This window comes from Bacteroides galacturonicus (assembly GCF_003096855.1).
GTDB lineage: Bacteria > Bacillota > Clostridia > Lachnospirales > Lachnospiraceae > Lachnospira > Lachnospira rogosae.
In genome coordinates, this window is the sequence record NZ_QEOA01000002.1 from 251,118 (window position 1) to 270,891 (window position 19,774).

A 19,774-nucleotide genomic window follows, 5' to 3' on the forward strand; every position below is an offset into this window, starting at 1 on the left:
GATGATGCCGGGGTCAGATGCCCCGACTTTATACCTACATATTGTTTTGCACTACGCATTTTCATTTCTCTTAATTCTAAGCTTTTCTGCATTCTCTTCAACTCTCTTCTTATTAAGAGGATATAAGAACCATAAAGCAAGTAAAAGTAATATCATTCCTCCCGCTGGTACAAGGCAGGTAATATTATATATTCCATCTACTACCTTTGGATCAAAGGCTGTTACTGAAGTATATCCTATTATTGAAAGAAGCACTCCTGATAAACCTGATGAACAAGCCTGTCCAAGCTTTCTTGCAAATGAATATACTGAATAAATTGTTCCATCCTGACGGACTCCAGTCTGAACCTCTGACTCATCAATTACATCTGTAATCATAGCCCATATAACCATATTGAACATTGAAGTTCCTATTGTAGCTACGATTATTAATCCTACCCATACCAATACATTGTGTGTATGAATTATGAATAATAGTATGAAGGAAGCTGCACTTATAAAGCATCCTATCATTGATAATTCTTTTTTACCTATCTTTGAAGCAAGCTTTACTATAAATGTTGAAAGTGCAAGTATAACAACTGTTCCTGCAAGACTTGCTATAGACATAGCCTTTATATTACCAAAGTAATTAGGATATACATAAGCATTCATGTTACTTAATGATAACTGTGCAAGTAAGAATACTAATGCACATACTATAATTCCTATTAATGACTTATTATGAACAAGCTGCTTAATAAGTTCCTTAAATGAGAACTTCTGTGTATTCTGTTCTACCTTAACTCTTTCTGTTGTCATATGATAGCAGAGCATATAACATATAACTGCGCCTATTGAACAGATTAATGCTCCAATCATCATCTTTTCACCAGATAATACTGAATTACCGGCTGCATCTGTATAATATACTACAAGTGGTAATATAACACCTATAGCTGTCTGTGCAAGTGTTGCACCAATTGTTCTCCAGTTAGAAAGTGATGTTCTGTCTGTTGGGTTATCTGAAATTGCAGATGCCATTGAACCATAAGGAATATTAACTCCTGTGTAACATACGCTTCCCCAGAGGAGATATGTGAAGAACATCCAGAATATCTTAAATCCCATTGGCATTCCCTTAAAATATGTTGCATACATCAGAAATGAAGCTACAGCAACCGGACCACACATACGTCTTATCCAAGGAGCGAACTTACCTTTCTTACCAGGTCTGCTTCTGTCTACTATCTGTCCCATTGTTACATCTGTTATGGCATCGACGAATCTTGCTGCCATCATCATAAGTCCTACAAGTGCTGCTGAAACTCCCATAACATCTGTATAGAACTTAAGTAAAAACATTGCTGATAACAAAAATGTAAAATCATTACCAAAATCGCCAAACATATAGCCCAGCTTATCTTTTATACCGAAAGGCTTTACCTTTCCATTAGTTTCTTTCATTGTATATCCTCCATTCTTATGCGAAATATATTTTGTATTCATCATTAATTGTTAAATAGTTTCTTTAAAGACGTCCTTAAATATTGTTCTGCACTTCGTTGTGCTGTTGTTTTCTATGGTTTTATAATACCCTTTTTAATTATTAACAGTTATTACTAAATTTAGTCTTTATAGTATAATTTTTACCTGTACAATTTTCACACTAAAAATTATACTATTGTATAATTAAATTGTACTAACATGTCAGTTGTGCTCATATTAACATGTTAGTGATTACATTTGAGACATGCTAGTTTTAAAGTTTATAATTGTTACAGATATAAATTTTTGTTTTATGCACATATCATAATTTTAAAAATTATTTTAAAAATAATAATTAATAGATAATATTTTATACAACTTATGCTATAATATGTAAATATAATGTAAAAATATAGCTTTGGGGGGAATATATATGGAATACAAAATATATTTAGATTATACAATCGAACTTTTATCGCAAATAAAAATTCCATCCTATATTATTGACGCTCCTTACACATGGGATAATCAAATTGATGGTGGACTTAGAAATAACATTTTCACCCAGAATACTTATATGAATAATCAAGAAAACTTCAGCCAGTTCATCAGCTCCTATAACAGGGATAATACTGCATTATTTATACATGACAGCTTTTCATGTGAATATATACATATTAAGCTTCCGGACAGCACAAGAATATTCATAGCAGGTCCATTCTCATATGAACGATTCACTAACCAGAGAATACTTGACTTATGTTCTTACAATTCAGTTCCTGTGCAGTATAATGAGTTTATGCAGCTGTACTACTCTGCTCTTCCAGTATTTGCTGATGAACGATGTATTACAGCTATTATAAGCTGTCTTTGCAGCAAGCTTTGGGGTAATAATTATACTATTGAAAAAAAACATATACTTAATAAGAATTTAACCCAGTATATGTATAAAGAAGAAGCACCTGAGCCTACAAAAAAATCTGTCGAAGCTCTGGAAATCCGCTATAAAAATGAAGCATTTCTTATGGAATGTATAGCACATGGAGATTATAAGTCTATTGAAAATATGGAGCGTCTTAACTCTTCTGATATAAAGCCACGCTTATCTGACTCTATACGTGACAGAAAGAACTTTATGATTATATTAAATACAATCTGCCGTAAAGCTGCACAGACTGCATATATACATCCGGTACATCTTGATGAAATATCGCGCAAATTTGCAATTAAAATTGAAGACTGCACATCAATCGCACAGCTTGAAGTATTAGAAAATGAAATAACAAGAAAATACTGTCTTCTTGTCCAGTCACACTCATTACGGACATATAGCAAGCCTATACAGAATATAATCAACTATATATCCTTCAATCTCACAGCTGATTTAAGCCTTAACGCTTTATCAGAAGAGTTTATGTTAAACAGCAGTTATTTATCAACGCTCTTTAAAAAAGAAACCGGAGTGACTCTTACGAACTTCGTCAACAATAAAAGAATAGAGCATGCAATATATCTGCTCAACACAACACAGTCTGCTATTCAGGATATTGCCGCACAATGTGGCATTAACGATGTGAACTACTTTACCAAGCTTTTTAAAAAGCTTAAAAATATGACTCCTACGCAATACCGCGAAATGATACAACACAAATAAGCTATAAATTAAAAAAGGCTGACGTAATGATAGTATATTACGTCAGTCATTTTTATCTTTTTAATATAATGATACAAAAATATGCGGATATAAGGGGAATTTCTTTCATCTACTTCAATTTTTTTCAAAATATTCCGGATATATTCCCTTAAGCTTATCAAGTTCATTAAATATTCTGCTTATATGTGCTTTTATAACGCGAAGATACATTCTCTTATCTTTATTCCTTATCGCATCAATAAGCATATTATGCTCATCATTAGTCTTTACGCTTATGTTTTTATTTAACTCTGCAAGATATCTAATTCTGTTGTAATGGCTCATCTGTGTCTTTATTATATTCTTCGCAAGCTGTTCGCCGGAACATTCATATATTAATTGATGAAATTCATTATCTATCTCTATTCTTGGAATACTTTCTGTTTCTTCGTCATAATTAATAAGTCGATTATTAAGCTCTGCCATCTTATCAAGCATATCAGCACTTGCATTTTTAAAAATTGCATCAATCATCCCAATCTCAAGACTCTTTCTGACAAACCATTCCTGCTCTGAACGCTTACAATTAATACAGGCTACATACGTTCCAGACTGAGGTATAACCTTTAAAAGTCCTTCTTTCTCAAGATTAACTATTGCCTCTCTTGCAGGTGTCCTTGATACATTATATCTTAATGCAATCTTCTGGGCACTTATAGAATCTCCTGGCAAAACTTCAAAATTCATTATATCGTATTTTAATTTTTCATATGTTTCTTCATTTAATGATTTTTCCATAAAATTACAGCCTTTCTATATATAACAGCAATCTGCCATTAATATAAAAATATAAAACAATTAATAAAATAAATAGCAAAAGCCGTCCAGAACCAATATCCTGCATAATCTCTACAGCTCTGAACGGCACAATATGTTTATATTATATATAAGATAAGCATGTCAAACGTATATTATAACATCTGCATCACATTAAAGGTATTTCTTAAGCGTTTCTCTTATAGCACCTTTTCCTGATATTTCTTCGACAAACATTTCTTCAATCTTATCACCAATTCCTGCTTCATATAAATTTATACCAAATATATTAGCATTTGACAATAAGTTCTTAAGCTGACCCGTGTAAGATGATGACTCACCCCATACGATACCATCAAGCTGACATTTCAATTCATCAGCCATAGGGTCTGGGGATAATTCAAAAGCTTCACCATTATCATCAATGCCAAGAAGATACCTGCACCAGCCTGCAATCGCAAGCGGAATGGCAGTTAGTGCTCTGGCACTTCCATCCTTGGCAACATATGACTTTATAGTTTCACCATATCTTATGCCAACCTTCTGAGATGTATCTGTTGCAATTCTTTGTGGTGTATCAGGCATAAATGGATTAGGTATACGCACATTTATAACTTCATCTGCAAACTTCTCTGGGTCTATAATACCAGGATTAGTAACAACAGGCATACCCTCAACAAGCCCTATTCTTTTTACAAGCTCTGAAAGTTCCTTATCCTTCATCTCATCAGCTATAAGGTCATAGCCTAATACGCAGCCATATACTGCAAGTGCTGTATGCAATGGATTAAGACAGGTTGTAACCTTCATTCTCTCCACCTTGTTAACTGTATCCCTGTCCGTCATATATACTCCTGCCTTTTCAAGCTGTGGTCTTCCATTCGGAAATCTATCCTCTATAACAAGATACTGTGGTCCTTCTGCATTAACAAATGGAGCTATATAAGTTCTCTTTGATGTAATAACAGGGTCCATATCTTCAACCCCGGCTTCTTTTAACGACTCAGCCACAGTATCTGCTGGTCTTGGAGTAATCTTATCTATCATAGACCATGGGAAAGATATTGTATTTTCATCATTGACATATTGTACAAAATCTTCGCTAACAAAACCTTTTTTCTGCCATTCGCCTACCATATCTGTTATTGAATTTCTTAACTTTTCACCATTATGTGAGCAGTTATCCATAGACACAACTGCTAAAGGTGCCTTACATGTATTAAATCTTTCATATAAAAGTGCTGACACAACTGCCATAGCTGATGATGCCTTATCAGGACCATTATCTATATCACTTCTGATAAATGGAAAATACTCTCCCTTTGCATCTCGAAGTGCATATCCTTTTTCTGTTATTGTAAATGAAACCATCTGAAGCTGTGGACTTGCAAATATTTTCTTCAATCTTGACCACTCAGCATCTACTGATGACTGTGCCTTAACAGCCTCTGTAAGTGAACCTAATACTTTCTTATCAGTGCTTCCATCTTCCTTTAATGTAACTGCCATAACAAGATTGTCGAATGGCTTGTATATCTTATCAACTACATCATAATCAAATGTTTCAACACATGTAATTCCTTTATCTGACAATCCCTGCTCTAATAATGAGTCTGCTATTCCACCTATAAATATTCTGAAAATGTTGCCTATTCCGAAATGAACCCATACAGGTGCTTCCTTTGTAGCTGTTGCAACTTTTTCAACATCATATGATGGAAGCTTTATTCCAGCCTTCTCCCATGCTTCTTTATCTTTAATACCTTGTATTGAAAGTTTCATGCTAATCCTCCATTCCTATATACATATTCATATATAAAACCATATTCCCATACAAAATTTATTTGGCTGACTTATCTATAGCCTCCCACAGACCATTAAGATATGTGGCACCTAATGCTCTGTCATAAAGACCATATCCTGGCATAGCAACCTCATCCCATATCATTCTTCCATGGTCTGGTCTTATGACTCCGTCAAAGCCTGTATCATATAAAGTCTTCATAATCTTATACATATCTATAGATCCATCAGATGATAAATGTGCTGCCTCTTCAAAATCTCTTGGAGAGTTGTACTTAAGATTTCTTACATGTGCAAATGGAATTCTGCCTCTGCAGGCCTTAATAATCTCACATAAATCATTGTTCTGGTTAGAACCAAATGAACCTGTACACAACGTAATTCCATTATAAGGCTTATCAACAGCATCAAGAAGTCTTGTAACTGAGTCCTTACCTGTCATAATTCTTGGCAATCCGAATATTGGCCATGCTGGGTCATCTGGATGAATACCCATCTTTATATCATATTTTTCACATACAGGTCCGATTGCTTCAAGGAAATATACAAGATTATTAAACAGCTTTTCTGCATCCACATCACTATACATTTCAAAAAGTTCTTTTAATCTGTCAAGTCTTTCCGGCTCCCATCCCGGCATAACAAAACCATTAGACATCTTCTCAACTGACTCTTTCATATGTTCAGGATCAATCATATCTACAGTATCCTGATTATAAGCAAGAACTGTTGAACCATCTTCCCTTACTCTTGCAAGCTCAGAACGTGTCCAGTCAAACACTGGCATAAAGTTGTAACATACCATATGGATGTCAGCTTCGCCAAGAGCCTGTAATGTCTTAATATAATTATCAATATGTTCATCTCTCTTAGCTGTACCTATCTTAATATCATCTGATACATTAACAGACTCAATACCGGCTATTCCAAGACCAGCATCACATACTACCTTCTTAAGTTCAGCTATCTCCTCAGGCAGCCATAACTCTCCCGCCTGCTTTCCAAATAGTGTTGTAATAACATTCTTAACTCCAGGTATCTGTCTTATCTGTTTAAGTGTTACACTGTCATAACCTGGTCCATACCATCTTAATGTCATATCCATAATGCTAAATCCTCCTTAAATTAAAATATAATAAATAATATCAAAAAATCACTTTATTATAGATGTACTTCGTATTATTAATTAATTCGTACACCAATTATCTATAAATATTATGCTGCATAATTACTTTGATGTCATCATACTAACATGTTAGTGCTGACATGTCAATCAATTTTTTTAATTTATTTTATATTCTTATATTCTCACTCATATACTATACCTTATAATATAAAAAAGACGTGTGAAAAATTTCTATTTTCCACACGCCATTAAAACTATATTATTATAAACACCTGAATATACTGCCTCTGAATATATTCTGCCAATCATAATATTCTGTTTGATATTATTTGTCAGCTTTTCTTTCTGTTATTTTTTATTATTATCCGTTAGTTCTCCTTTTCTTACTGCTGATAGCCATACATACTGTCATTCCTCCAACAGATAACATAAGAAGCCATACAAATATACTGTTATTGTCAGCTGTATCCGGGGTTTCTTTCACTTCTGTAGCGGTATCATTAACGCCATCACTGCCTGAATCTGCTCCGGTATCATTCGAACCCACATCACCTGAACCTGCTCCGGTACCATTCGAACCTGCATCACCTGAACCTGCTCCGGTATCATTCGAACCCACATCACCTGAACCTGCTCCGGTATCATTCGAACCTGCATCACCTGAGCCTGCTCCATTTGAATTATTATTATCAGCTATCTTGGCAATTACTGTATCTGCTTTCTGTATCTCGACATAGCCATTGTCTTCTACATAATATCTGTCACAATCTTCACAATGCCAGTATTCAATATTACCTTCTTCTGCCTTAGTTGCCGCCTTTCCTTCTACCAACTTTAAACTTTTATGCACACCAAGATTATATGTTCCATATTCCTCATTACAGATTACACACTGTGCTTTCTGTATACAGGTTGCCTCTCCACCTGTATGCTGACAATGATAAGCACATATCTTGCATACTCCTGCCTCCCAGATATGTTCCTCTCTTGCTGATACCTCTAAGCCACAACAATCATAGGCTTTCTTGTGTGTATCTTCGGTCTGCACCCACTCTGGATTTCCTGTATGCTTTGAAGGCTCTTTATCTGTGTATTCCATACCACAGTTTTCACATATTGCACCACTTGTACAATTAGCTTCCCCTCCTGTATGTACACATTTATAATCACAGATTTCGCATACACCGTCTTTCCACTTATGATTTTCTTTAACTAATGTTACTTTACCACAGCAGGTATATTTCTTCTCGTGTGTTGTTGATGTCTTAATATATTCCTCCGTTCCAGTATGATTATTGGCATCTACTTTTCCATAAGGAAGCTTACAAATAGCACAGACTGCTTTTTCTGTACAGGTTGCCTCTCCACCTGTATGTTCACAGCCATATCCACATACACTGCAATGTCCATTTTCCCACTTATGACTTTCAACAGCTTCATATTCAGCACCACAACATTCATATTTCTTCTGGTGTGTACCCTCCGTCTGCACCCATTCAACACTTCCACTGTGGTTAGATGGATTTAACGCACCATATTCTGAATTACAATATGTACATACAGCTTTTTTAGTACATGTTGCTTCTCCGCCTTCACAATCCTTAGTTTCTTCTGCTGTACAGCCCTGTATTGTACACTTTCTTGTATGTGTGCCATCACCATTAGACTTCCACTCACCATAAGTATGTTCTGCTTTAGCCGCTGTAACAATCTGTCCACATTCACATATTACAGGTGTTGTACAATCTCCATCGTCTGTACCACTATGCTCTGTCTTAGTACTTGTTACTTCACAGCCATCATTCTCACATACTTTCCAATGGTAAGTATCATCTTTTGACCAGCTATCACTGTACTTATGACTTGTCTGTGCAGGAAATACCTTGCCACAGATAGTACAAACAGAATCTTTAGTACAATCGTTATTGTTAGGTATATGATTTTCCAGTACCTTTATATAAAGCTGCACATTACAGCCATTATTATCTATTAATTTAATAGTCTGTTCTTTATCAGCATATGAGACAGTATAATAACCATTACTATCTGGTGTCAGCTTCTTATCATCAACTCTTACCTCTGTATAAGCCGGATCAGTTACTTTGAATCGTACTTCTTCACAATAATGACCATCATTAATAATTCCATCTACCAAACGATCTGGCTTATATTTAGCACTATAATAATATCGCAGCCTGATTGTACCTGATTCAAATATACCCTTTTTGCCATATTCCGCATTAATAAGATCATAATAAGATGAAATATTAAGATTCTGTGGCACAACAAACCCTGTTCCTACTGTACCATATAGCGTAATCGACTCTCTTAATGGTGTCTCAAAACTGCTATTACCATAACCATCTGTCCTCAGATAATCAATAATTACTCTTCCTTTTTCTTCTGGCACTGATACCTGCAATGAACTCTCCTTGTCTACAAGAATCATTGTCGTATACGCCGGCACTTTTACAGTCGAACCACTGACTTCACCAAGTGATACTAAACCGGCACTTTCCCCATTAGCAATAATCACCCAGTCTGCGGCCTCTCTTGAAGCTGGAATTGCAATCTCTTTATCATCAGCTGTATCATTATTCAATACTGCCATAGTGCTCCATTCACCTTCTGTTGTATTAGTCAGTACATAAGCTTCTTTATTATTACTAATATTCTGACTATCGGCAAGTGGTGAAAAGGCTTTTCTAATATCCATAAGACCTCTATAATAAGATACTACATCTGTATAATCTATACATTTCTGCCATTCAAGCACTGACTTGTCCTGCTGTGTTGTTCCTTCAACACTACTGCACATTTCTTCTCCTGCATCCATATATAATATTCCTGGTGTTGCATATTTCATTGCAGCCTGCTGTTTATACATTTTTATTGCTTTTTCATTTCTTGCTCCATATGTGCTTCCATTAATAGAACTAATTATATTATCATATATAGATGTCTTATTCTGTCTATCTGTCTTGGTATAATTATCGCCCCATATAACAAGTCTGGGATCTGTCTTTGCAACATTTTCTTTTACTTCATCTAACCATTTATCCAGTCTTGAATGATATGCTTTTGTGTCAAAGCAGTCAACTAAATCTATTGAAAATCCATCTATATGATATACCTCTGCCCAGTATTTCATGGAATTTTCAACATATTTACGATACATTGCACGCTCCGTGGCACACTCATTGTCATAATCAGTTGTAGTGTAATAAGTTCCATTCGTATTATGTCTGTAATAATAACCAGGAACTACTTTTTCAAATACAGACTCTGTTGGTGTAACCGTATGCGTATATGACATTTCCATTACAACTGAAATTCCCGCGTTATGAAGTGCCTGAATCATTGCTTTACATTCTTTTATTATTGCTTCACTATTTGATGCATCAGAAGCATAATCCGGCTCCGGTGCATTAAAATTCGCAACTACATATTCATCATCAGAAGCATAATCTGAAAATGGTGCAAGTTGTACGGTTGTAACACCTAATTCTTTAAGATAATCAATACCTGATGACAATTCACCTGCATTATTTACAGTTGCACCTTTTTCTGTAAATGCACTGTATTTGCCATTTGATGTCGTACCTGATGATGTATCTGTTGAAAAATCTTTAATACTTACTTTGTATACATTATTAGCTTTGGCTGTATCTACATATATATGCTTATCATTCTCCCATCCATCAGGAGATACCATATCCGGATCTGTAATATAAGAACGCTTGCCATCTGCACTTACAGCCACTGAGTATGGGTCTGCAACCTGATATTTTGTATCGTGTGCACCAGTTATGTTTGTCGTAGAAATTGTATAATTGTAATAGAATCCTCTCCAGTCTCCTATAAGTGTTAATGTCCATACACCTGTCCACACATCTCTATTTCCATTAGCGAACATTTTTTCCAATGTAAATGATCCAACTTTAGATGACTCATCGTCATCATTCACACCTTTTCTGTAAATATTAACTTTTATATACGTTGCACTTGGTGCCCATATTTTAAAAGTTGTATAATCTTCAGTAGCCTCTATCCCAAGGTCTGAACCTTCATAAGTATAATTCTCATCAATATCGTCAGCACACTTATCATACCAATTATAAGTTCTCTTAGATGCCCTGCTGTTCTGGTTTGCAGCCGAACCTGCCACAGGTGCATTGGAGATAATCATACCTGCAGCTAATACCACTGCTATTATTTTTTTCAAATATTTCATAAACTCTCCTTTCTCTTATCGTACTTTCCCTGCAATAAAAACGTATGCAGTCTTTAAAAATATTACGAAAGCTTTATATGTTGGCATTATTATACAATAAAAAAACACAAAAAAAATGCCATCTGCGCGAAATGACATTTTTCTTGCGCGAATGACATATTTTTCTCAATATTCATTATATATGCAGTAAATTTTATTAAAATATGTTGTGGAACAGTATAAATTTTACTTATATATTATATTTATATACTATGCTTCATATGTATATATATCACATTTTCTATTAATACGACCGTTTCTAAACACTAATATGTGTTCTTTATATGTAATTGAGTCCTTGGAATACATAAATGGTTCTTCCCTGTATAACAGACACTCATATCCTGCTTCTTTGTATCTATCCAGTGCCTTAAGAGCCTTATTATGAACTATCTTATACTGTGCTTCCTCGTCACTGTTAAACGTCCTTTTGACATAATTGTCAGCTTCGTTCCGCACATCCATAATAAGCTTATCTATAAATCTGCTATGTGCCTTTCTATGAAACATAGCCGCAATAATATTACACTTAATTATGTCCGGTTTATTCAAATAGCATTTAAGCATACCTGCCATACGTTTATCGCCAACACTCACTGCCATATCTATAAGATAATTCACTGCCTCAGAATAAACTGCATCGGGATATGGCACATAATAAGCTTCTGGCACTGATTTATACTTCTTAATAGGTGGAAAATCTGCAAGCTGCATAAATATAAGCTCCTTACTGGTACAAGACGAGCTTCCAAGATATCTGTATTTATCCCTGACATCTGCAAGCTGATACTCCAGTTGTCTTAAATACTCATATCCCTTAACCCAAAAATGTCCCATACTGCCATAATTAAAATATGTAGTCTTAATACCTAGCTTATTAAATCTTATTGTAAATATATTCTCGCCGCCCTGATTAACTATAAGCATATATCCGTCGCTAAGTGTTTCTATTCCAGCTACCTGTTCGCAGTCAATATTCTTATATTCTCCTGTCATTATAGAGTTCTCAAAAACAAAATAACTTTCGACTGAATCATTCATAAGATAAGCTGCGTATATATCATCTTCGCCTTCCATATAAACAGGCTCGAACACACTAAGTTCAAATACCTGTGCAAGCTTTACAAACTCCTCTGGCATATCCTTAGTCAGCCCGTCAAGATATTCCATATAATATTCTATGTTATCAATCATTATTAATCTTACACCTGTTATTTACATATTTGTCATATTAATTATGTCTGATTTATTCAAAAAAATCAACTATCTTTCCATAACCACTATTTTATTAGACATACCGCACACTGCGGGAATTATTCCAAGCACATTATAAACAGGCATAATCTCTTTCATACCCTCGACCAGACTTACATCACGCTTCCAGTTAAATGCTGGCACAATCTGCTGTAGATCTTTTCCATTTTTAACCCCCCCAGCTAAACTTGGCATTACTTCCTTCTATCGATTTTTCCTTCATATGCTTTACAAAAAATGGTGACATAGTTTCGATCATTACTGTTGACTTATTAAAGGCTTTTTCTATAATCGAAAATATCTGTCTTATGTCATTCTCGTGTAAATACATTGACAAACCTTCTATGATTACAAGCACATTTTCTTTATTATATTCAATATCATCTGTATATGAAATGTCCATTGCAGACTTGGCAATCTGGTATACAGGACAATTTTCTGTCAGAAAACACTTTCTTATCTCAATTGTTTCTGGCAAATCAATATTGTACCAGCACTTATATTTTCCCTGCATACGATAACATCTTGTGTCCATTCCACAGCCAATATTGACAACAACCGTATCAGAATGAGTATCCAGATATTCCCCTACCATCTCATCAAGTACAATAGTTCTTGCAATCACACCACTAGCCATAGTCTTATCATTATCTGCTTTGGAAAAATCGTAATCAAGCTTTTCCACTATCTCTACAGCTATGTCATCTTTGATTTTGGCATTATTCTTTTGGGTTTCCTTCGCCCTTGCATATAATGTCTGAATCATTGTTTCAGGAACACCGGTTATCTTTACTTTCTCTTTCATACCATATACTCCTTAAGCTTTTCTTATAACGCAGTGCATTCTCATACCTTTACGTATCTCGAACTTTTCCACCTTAAGACCTGCCTTTTTGCAGCACTCCATAACTGTTTTTCTTCTGGCAGCCCTTACATCGCCATGCCCCAGCATATTAGCAATAGGAAGCTCTATATTATCCATAAACCACAAAAGCAGCCTGTTATCACTTGTCACATCTCTAAGTATTAATCTTCCTCCCGGACGAAGACATCTTTTCACGCTGTCAAAAAATGCCTGCGGATTAGGATAATGGTGGAAACTGTTGGAACATATTATTACGTCAAAAGCATTTTCATCAAAAGGAAAATTCTCACAATCACCAACAACAAATTCTGCATTAGGAATATTCTTCTTCCTTGCCTGTTCTATCATCGCCGGTGTTAAATCAAGTCCTGTGTAATGGCGGTCTGGATATCTTTCTGCCACTTTTGTAAATTCATCAATTGACAGCTTCTTATATTCTTCGTTAGTCATATTCAGCCCTCCTCATTTAAACAAATGTCATTATTAATTTATGTTTAATTAATCCTGCGTTCTGTAATTATAACTGCAATGTTCATATACTTCACTCCTTTTCACGCTGCATTTGTTAGTTGTATCTAACTTTATTTTATAATACTCTATTTGAGGGATATTTTCAATATAACAATGCTCTGAAAAATGTTGCTCCGTCAATAACCATTCTGATAAATAACTAAAAAAACATATGCTTTCTTTTGATTTAGTTATTCCTTTTTTGATATCAGATAAACTTCTTTAGTGCATAAGTCCCTGACTTGTTCTTGTAAAAAGTAATATATCTAATTCATTTTCAATTTTCTTAATAACTTTGCTTAATGCCTGAGATGATACAAATAGCTGTTCAGCAGATTTTTTATATTGTGCGGGACATATACTGATAAGAAATTTCCGTAAGATTTTATGCGTTGGCTACCCAGTTGCAAATGCTAATATAAGAATGTAGGAAATATGGCATATAAAAATGTCAGAAAACCTACATTCTTATTTTATATTTTTAGGTGTATTGTTACACTTCCTTATGGAGGTGAACACTGCATGAAAAACAATCTTTTATAACTTATTCTTAATTATATTACCACCCCACAACAATGGTCTATCTCTGCTTGTGTCAAGTAAAGACCAAAAAAATTTATTTTCAAGAACCATCAAAAACCGATAGTTCTTGAAAATAGTCTTATATGAAGTATATCATTTAACCTGTATAAAGTCATCCACATTCCACTCAAATTGAATGTTGCCGTCATCATACATTGTGATACGCTTTACAACCTGACGAATAAGATCCAAGTCAAATGTCTCCATTTTGGATAACAACTCTATTGTTTCTTCCTCACCAGCTTTATCAATACATTGTTCCAACTGTATTTTAGACTCAAGTTCGTGAAGCTCTATCTCAATTTCACCAATATGCTCAGTAAGCCTCGTCCTTTCAGATATCATAATATCTCTTTGGACAATTCCTTTCGTATAATCGTCATACAACTGGAACTTTTGAGTTTCAGCCTTACTTTTCATTTGTTGCAGCTTATCAATTTCTTTTTGCAACTCAACACAACTACTCCTTTGTCTTTTATATGCCTGCAAATGTTCAAGCATACCTGCTGCTGTTGTCTTAATATATTGCATAACACCTGCCTCAAATTCTTCCGTTTTCATTCTGACATTGCGACAGTTATATTTACTAGGATCATAATTGCAGCTACACTTATAATACCCATAAGAATTTGCAAGTCCTTTACCACAACAACCACATATTATTATAGCTTTTTTATATGAACCTTGCTTTTTGGTTCGATTACAGGTTGTCTTATTAATCACTTTATGTGCTTCCTCAAATGTTTGTTTTGACACTATCGGCTCGTGACAATTTTCCACTATAATCCAACTATCAGGATTCATTTTCTTTGACTTATAACCCGTTTGAGCATTACACGCTGTCTTTCCATAAATAATTGTTCCCGTATAAATCTCATTAAACAATATATTCATAACTGCTGAAGCACTCCATTGTTTTATTTCATAATTTCTTGGGTGATTCCACTTTTTACCGTGCCTTTCTTTATATTGTACACGGGTATCAATGTTATTAGCATTCAAATATCTGGCAATTTGCTTATACTTTTTCCCTTCAATAGCCATCTCAAATATAAGTCTAACCACCTGTGCAGGTTCTTCATCAATAACAAGCTTTTGTTTATCACTTTCAGACCTCTTATAACCATATGGAGCCTGCGGTCCTATAAACTTACCAGCCTTTGCTAATGTTGTTCTTGCACTTCGTACCTTTTTTGATGCGTCTCTGCTATACATCATATTTATAACATTTTTTACCGCAACCTCCATTCCTCCTGTTGCTCCTGTAAAATTATTACTGTCATAATTATCATTTACTGATATATACCTTACTTTAAGCACCGGAAATACAAACTCCAGATATCTTCCAACTTCCAGATAATCTCTACCCAGACGGCTGTAATCTTTTGTAATAATAACTTGTATATTGCCCTCTTTGACCTGTGTCATCATTTCTTCAAATGCTTCTCTATCAAACCTTGTTCCGCTTATACCATCATCAATATATTCTCTAACAGTATAAGTTGAAAGAACTGCGTCAGATTTGATATATTCCATAATAAGATTTCTCTGGTTGGTAATACTATTACTTTCATCTTTGCTATTAATATCTGTATCTTCACAAGAAAGGCGAAGATATATTGCAATTACATTATCTGCCATTACACTCTGCCTCCCTTACATCTGCTATAGATACTAACTGATCCAGCATATCATCATAGTACAACTTCACTTCTATATTCTTGTCCGGATATATCTTTATCTCAGATACAAAAGCGTCTACAATCTCCTGAGTCAATATTCGTTTCCCTTGAAACTTTGCTATAATACTTTCCCACGATTCATCTAAATGAAAATCCCTCCTATACTTATTAATGTGATTTTCATATTCCGTAATCTGCCTGTCTATATCTTCGATTTGTTTCTTATATTCCTTTTGAAATTGTACATACTCCTCTGCTGTAATAAATTTATCCTTATAATCTTCATATAAGCCTTTTCCCCTTGAAATAATACGCTTTCTTTCATTTCTCAGCTTATCAAGTTGTCTATTTAAAACCTTATACTGAATATTTGCAGAGTCCGTAGCATTCAATTTTTGTATCAGGGATATTTTTTCTATACATATCTGCATATGTTTTTTTATTACACTAAAAACGCTCCTATCTAAATCCTCATATGGAATTTTGACATGCCTGTCCCTGCACAAAACGCTGCTTTTCTCTCCTGCACAATAATAATAGAACTCACTTTTTCCTGTATCCTTACGCTTGATAAAAACTCTGGAACCACATTGCCCACAAGTACACTTTCCAACAAATTTATTCTTTGGTACTGGTGATTTTTGCCTTCCTCTGTTTATCGCATCATTGAACTGCTTTGTACTATCACTAATCATTTTCTGCACTATGGCAAATTCTTCTCTGGAAACAATAGCTTCGTGTGTATCAGGAATTATAATCCAATCTGCCTTATCATTTCTTCTTTTGGTTCTATGCTCACCTAACTTTCCTCCCGACTTACCGTGTACAGAGTCACCAACATACTGCTGATCCTTTAATATATCTTTTACCTGTACATAATACCAGTCTTTTGCTTTATCAAACTTTTCTTTATCACCTATATTGAAATATCTATATTGACTTGGTGAAAGAATCCCTTCATTTTTAAGTGTCCTAGCAATTTCAGCCAATTTCATTCCATTGAGATACATTGAAAAAATACGCTTTACAACCTGTGCTGCATATTCATCTATCTCCAAACACTTCTTTTCTCTGTTTTTCTTATATCCATATGGAGGTCTTCCACACACATATAAACCACTTTTCCATATAGAACGAAATGCTGTCCAGACTTTATCTGATAAGTCTTTAGAGTAATACTCATTAACAATATTCTTCAAAGGCATTGTAATATCTGCATCTGGTCTTATCGAGTCAAAATCGTCTGTAATCGCTATATATCTAACATTAAACATAGGAAATATTCTCTCAATGTATGTCCCCGACTCAATATAATTTCTTCCAAGACGGCTTAAATCTTTTGTAATTATTGTATTTATCTTCCCTGATTTAATATCCTCAATCATTCTATTAAACTCAGGTCTGTTAAAATTCGTTCCGGTTAATGATATATCTGCATACACATCATAGATTTCCATATCGTCCTGTCTTGCTATATAATCCTTTATGAAACTAATCTGTGTATCTACGGTATCTCTCTCCTTATTCATTTCTGATTCAAAAGAAAGTCTCGCATATATACCAACTTTATAATATCTAGGTTTTTTTATTATTTCAGAGGCTGCCAACGATGTCATATTATATGAAGAATTAGCCTGTGAAAAACTTTTTCTGCTTTTTCTTGCCATACTATACAGCCTCCTTTTCAATATTCAATTTTCCAGATAAATCTACATCTATTTTGTAACCCATATTTTCTATATTCTTTAAGCAAGTTTTGTATGGATTATCAAAATCAAATGTCACTTCAATATTTTTCTTATCATATACCTTAATTTCTCTAATCAAAGAAACTGCAATACTTCTTGTTAATTCCTTGATGTTTCTGTTTTCCTTAAAATACTCCAGCCATTTAAAGCTATCATTATTTTTTTCCAGAATAGATTCCATTTCCAATTCAATTTTATGAATTGCGATTTGGGCATCTTTTCTTTTATTTTCATATGCAGCGTGTAACTCAATATAATCACTTTTTGAGATAACACCCTCTTTCATATCTGAATAAAGCATAGAACGTAATTCCGTACATCTTTCGACTTCAACTTCAAGAACTTTCTTTCGTTCCTCTAACTTTTTCATATCTATCTGCTGGAATGGAATAATACCAATCAATTCAATTATTTTATCAATCTCTAATATATTTGAAATATGAACCTTCAATAACTCTAAAACTGCGTTATCCAATTCATTTACAGAAATCCTGTGTGAGCTGCAATTTTTACTATATTTGTTCGTTGCACACATATAATAACTATAATGTCTGCCTCCAGATATACTGTTCTTTCTCACCATAGGTACTCCACAATCTGCACAGATAACCAAACCTGACAGATTATAGACCTCATTATTCCCCGGTGCTGTTCTTGTATCCATCGCAAGTAATCTTTGCACTAACTCAAAATCACGTTCCGAAACGATTGCCTCGTGATTTTTTTCAATTCGTACCCATTCACTCTCGTCTTTAACATACATTTTCTTCACTTTATGATTAGGTGTTGTATGCTTACCCTGCACAAGATTTCCTATATAAATTTCATTTGTTAAAATTCGTCTGACTGTAGTAGATGACCAACCAGACTTATCTTTGATTTTAAAACTTGTCTGATAATTACTGCCTTCGCTTTTTTTATAATCAGCAGGGCAGAGAATACCATTTTCGTTCAGTTTACACGCTATGGCATCCTGACTCATTCCCTGTAATTTCATTCTAAAAATATCTTTTACTACATTTGCTGCATAAGTATCAATCTCTATTTTATGCTTATCATCATCACATTTCCTATATCCATAAGAAACATAATTCCCAATGTACTGCCCTTGCTTTCTTTTAATTTCCAAGTGGCTTCTAATCTTCACAGAAATATCTCTACAATACGCATCATTCAGCAAATTTTTAAAAGGAATGACTATTTCGTCTGATTTATTGCTGCTATCCAAACTATCGTAATGGTCATTAACTGCAATAAATCTAACTCCTAACGCTGGGAACACTCTTTCGATGTACATACCCGAATCAATATATTCTCGTCCAAAACGACTTAAATCTTTCGTGCATACACAATCTATGATACCTTTCTTAATGTCCTCCAACATCATCTGAAAAGCTGGTCTTTCAAAATTAGAGCCTGAATACCCGTCATCAACATATTCTTTTTCTATTACTATATCTTTATGATTTTTTAGGAATTCCCTTACCAGAGATTTCTGGTTTGAAATACTGTTACTTTCTGTTTTCGCAGTATTTGAGACATCACCATCTTCCTTCGATAAACGAACATAAATGGCGGCGTGATAAATTTTATTGATTGTTTTCATTGTGGCTTACCTCCTATATTTGTTCGTAGAAGAAAAATATAGGGGACCACGCTAATTAGTCCGTGTATATATTAGCACATAGTCCCCTTAATTTCTATCTCAATTTTCACTTTTTTAGATATTTAATAATAAATTTTCAAATGCCTGATTAAAAGAGATCCCATTATTGACAAATCTCACCTTGATTTTCATATTGCCAACACGCACCATATATGGATTACCTACCTTTTTTAAGTATTCCTTCTGACGTTCTATCTGGCTCTTGTCAGGATTTATTTTTACTTTTGCAAGATCGGGCATTTCAGAAATATTTGTATCACTAAAATCCACCTCTAACATCTTTCGATATTCCTGTGCTGTCATCCTATCCCTCCAATCAAATTAAGCCGCCAGATATTCTGACGGCTAT

At 34.4% G+C, this 19,774-nt stretch carries 15 protein-coding genes; 1 reads left to right on the forward strand and 14 read right to left on the reverse strand.

Features of this window, described 5'->3' with window-relative positions; all coding sequences use genetic code 11:
- Positions 1 to 51 precede the first annotated feature (51 nt).
- Positions 52 to 1,446 (reverse strand): MFS transporter, encoded by a 1,395-nt coding sequence (locus tag C7390_RS01220; RefSeq protein WP_022502166.1) that lies wholly within the window; start codon positions 1,444 to 1,446, stop codon positions 52 to 54.
- 454 nt (positions 1,447 to 1,900) lie between these two features.
- Here C7390_RS01220 and C7390_RS01225 point away from each other — a divergent pair, with 454 nt between their 5' ends.
- The gene (locus tag C7390_RS01225; protein WP_055174609.1) at positions 1,901 to 3,121 is read left to right on the forward strand and encodes an AraC family transcriptional regulator; all 1,221 of its coding nucleotides are present in this window, start codon (positions 1,901 to 1,903) and stop codon (positions 3,119 to 3,121) included.
- 114 nt (positions 3,122 to 3,235) lie between these two features.
- Here C7390_RS01225 and C7390_RS01230 read toward each other — a convergent pair whose 3' ends face one another.
- The 13 genes from C7390_RS01230 to C7390_RS01285 form a co-directional block, all read right to left on the reverse strand.
- Complete coding sequence (locus C7390_RS01230) at positions 3,236 to 3,898, reverse strand: GntR family transcriptional regulator (RefSeq protein ID WP_116443436.1); 663 nt, start codon at positions 3,896 to 3,898, stop codon at positions 3,236 to 3,238.
- Positions 3,899 to 4,090: 192 nt separating this feature from the next.
- Entirely contained in the window at positions 4,091 to 5,698 is a 1,608-nt protein-coding gene (locus tag C7390_RS01235; protein WP_022501641.1) for a mannitol dehydrogenase family protein, read from the reverse strand.
- Between the two features lie 58 nt (positions 5,699 to 5,756).
- Entirely contained in the window at positions 5,757 to 6,824 is a 1,068-nt protein-coding gene (gene uxuA / locus C7390_RS01240) for a mannonate dehydratase (protein ID WP_022501642.1), read from the reverse strand.
- Between the two features lie 382 nt (positions 6,825 to 7,206).
- A complete protein-coding gene (locus tag C7390_RS01245) occupies positions 7,207 to 11,079 on the reverse strand; it encodes an alpha-amylase family glycosyl hydrolase (protein ID WP_318295457.1) in 3,873 nt (1,290 codons plus the stop codon).
- A 249-nt stretch (positions 11,080 to 11,328) separates the two neighbouring features.
- Positions 11,329 to 12,312, reverse strand: coding sequence for a DUF3878 family protein (locus C7390_RS01250; RefSeq protein ID WP_116443437.1), 984 nt, complete (start codon positions 12,310 to 12,312; stop codon positions 11,329 to 11,331).
- A gap of 69 nt (positions 12,313 to 12,381) precedes the next feature.
- Positions 12,382 to 12,567: a hypothetical protein gene (locus C7390_RS13515; protein ID WP_318295458.1), complete on the reverse strand. Its 186-nt coding sequence runs from the start codon at positions 12,565 to 12,567 to the stop codon at positions 12,382 to 12,384.
- Positions 12,542 to 13,177 carry a class I SAM-dependent methyltransferase gene (locus C7390_RS01255; RefSeq protein WP_318295459.1) on the reverse strand — a complete coding sequence of 212 codons (636 nt, stop codon included), beginning with the start codon at positions 13,175 to 13,177 and terminating at the stop codon, positions 12,542 to 12,544. The genes C7390_RS13515 and C7390_RS01255 overlap by 26 nt, the downstream gene beginning before the upstream one ends.
- 12 nt (positions 13,178 to 13,189) lie before the next feature.
- A complete protein-coding gene (locus tag C7390_RS01260) occupies positions 13,190 to 13,687 on the reverse strand; it encodes a class I SAM-dependent methyltransferase (RefSeq protein ID WP_022501647.1) in 498 nt (165 codons plus the stop codon).
- A gap of 282 nt (positions 13,688 to 13,969) precedes the next feature.
- Complete coding sequence (locus C7390_RS13845) at positions 13,970 to 14,131, reverse strand: helix-turn-helix domain-containing protein (RefSeq protein WP_116443561.1); 162 nt, start codon at positions 14,129 to 14,131, stop codon at positions 13,970 to 13,972.
- A 291-nt stretch (positions 14,132 to 14,422) separates the two neighbouring features.
- Positions 14,423 to 15,970, reverse strand: coding sequence for a recombinase family protein (locus C7390_RS01270; RefSeq protein ID WP_116443438.1), 1,548 nt, complete (start codon positions 15,968 to 15,970; stop codon positions 14,423 to 14,425).
- Positions 15,960 to 17,678 carry a recombinase family protein gene (locus C7390_RS01275; protein ID WP_116443439.1) on the reverse strand — a complete coding sequence of 573 codons (1,719 nt, stop codon included), beginning with the start codon at positions 17,676 to 17,678 and terminating at the stop codon, positions 15,960 to 15,962. The genes C7390_RS01270 and C7390_RS01275 overlap by 11 nt, the downstream gene beginning before the upstream one ends.
- A 1-nt stretch (position 17,679) precedes the next feature.
- Entirely contained in the window at positions 17,680 to 19,365 is a 1,686-nt protein-coding gene (locus tag C7390_RS01280; protein ID WP_116443440.1) for a recombinase family protein, read from the reverse strand.
- A 114-nt stretch (positions 19,366 to 19,479) separates the two neighbouring features.
- Entirely contained in the window at positions 19,480 to 19,728 is a 249-nt protein-coding gene (locus C7390_RS01285; RefSeq protein WP_116443441.1) for a DUF6870 family protein, read from the reverse strand.
- Positions 19,729 to 19,774: the final 46 nt, after the last annotated feature.

What these genes read in the sequence shown, in the direction of transcription:
- C7390_RS01275 (WP_116443439.1), bottom strand. Translation starts at nt 17,678, where the DNA reads ATGGCAAGAAAAAGCAGAAAAAGTTTTTCACAGGCTAATTCTTCATAT.
- C7390_RS01225 (WP_055174609.1), top strand. Translation starts at nt 1,901, where the DNA reads ATGGAATACAAAATATATTTAGATTATACAATCGAACTTTTATCGCAA.
- C7390_RS13515 (WP_318295458.1), bottom strand. Translation starts at nt 12,567, where the DNA reads ATGCCAAGTTTAGCTGGGGGGGTTAAAAATGGAAAAGATCTACAGCAG.
- C7390_RS01230 (WP_116443436.1), bottom strand. Translation starts at nt 3,898, where the DNA reads ATGGAAAAATCATTAAATGAAGAAACATATGAAAAATTAAAATACGAT.
- uxuA (WP_022501642.1), bottom strand. Translation starts at nt 6,824, where the DNA reads ATGGATATGACATTAAGATGGTATGGACCAGGTTATGACAGTGTAACA.
- C7390_RS01250 (WP_116443437.1), bottom strand. Translation starts at nt 12,312, where the DNA reads ATGATTGATAACATAGAATATTATATGGAATATCTTGACGGGCTGACT.
- C7390_RS01270 (WP_116443438.1), bottom strand. Translation starts at nt 15,970, where the DNA reads ATGGCAGATAATGTAATTGCAATATATCTTCGCCTTTCTTGTGAAGAT.
- C7390_RS01255 (WP_318295459.1), bottom strand. Translation starts at nt 13,177, where the DNA reads ATGAAAGAGAAAGTAAAGATAACCGGTGTTCCTGAAACAATGATTCAG.
- C7390_RS01260 (WP_022501647.1), bottom strand. Translation starts at nt 13,687, where the DNA reads ATGACTAACGAAGAATATAAGAAGCTGTCAATTGATGAATTTACAAAA.
- C7390_RS01280 (WP_116443440.1), bottom strand. Translation starts at nt 19,365, where the DNA reads ATGAAAACAATCAATAAAATTTATCACGCCGCCATTTATGTTCGTTTA.
- C7390_RS01285 (WP_116443441.1), bottom strand. Translation starts at nt 19,728, where the DNA reads ATGACAGCACAGGAATATCGAAAGATGTTAGAGGTGGATTTTAGTGAT.
- C7390_RS01245 (WP_318295457.1), bottom strand. Translation starts at nt 11,079, where the DNA reads ATGAAATATTTGAAAAAAATAATAGCAGTGGTATTAGCTGCAGGTATG.
- C7390_RS01235 (WP_022501641.1), bottom strand. Translation starts at nt 5,698, where the DNA reads ATGAAACTTTCAATACAAGGTATTAAAGATAAAGAAGCATGGGAGAAG.
- C7390_RS01220 (WP_022502166.1), bottom strand. Translation starts at nt 1,446, where the DNA reads ATGAAAGAAACTAATGGAAAGGTAAAGCCTTTCGGTATAAAAGATAAG.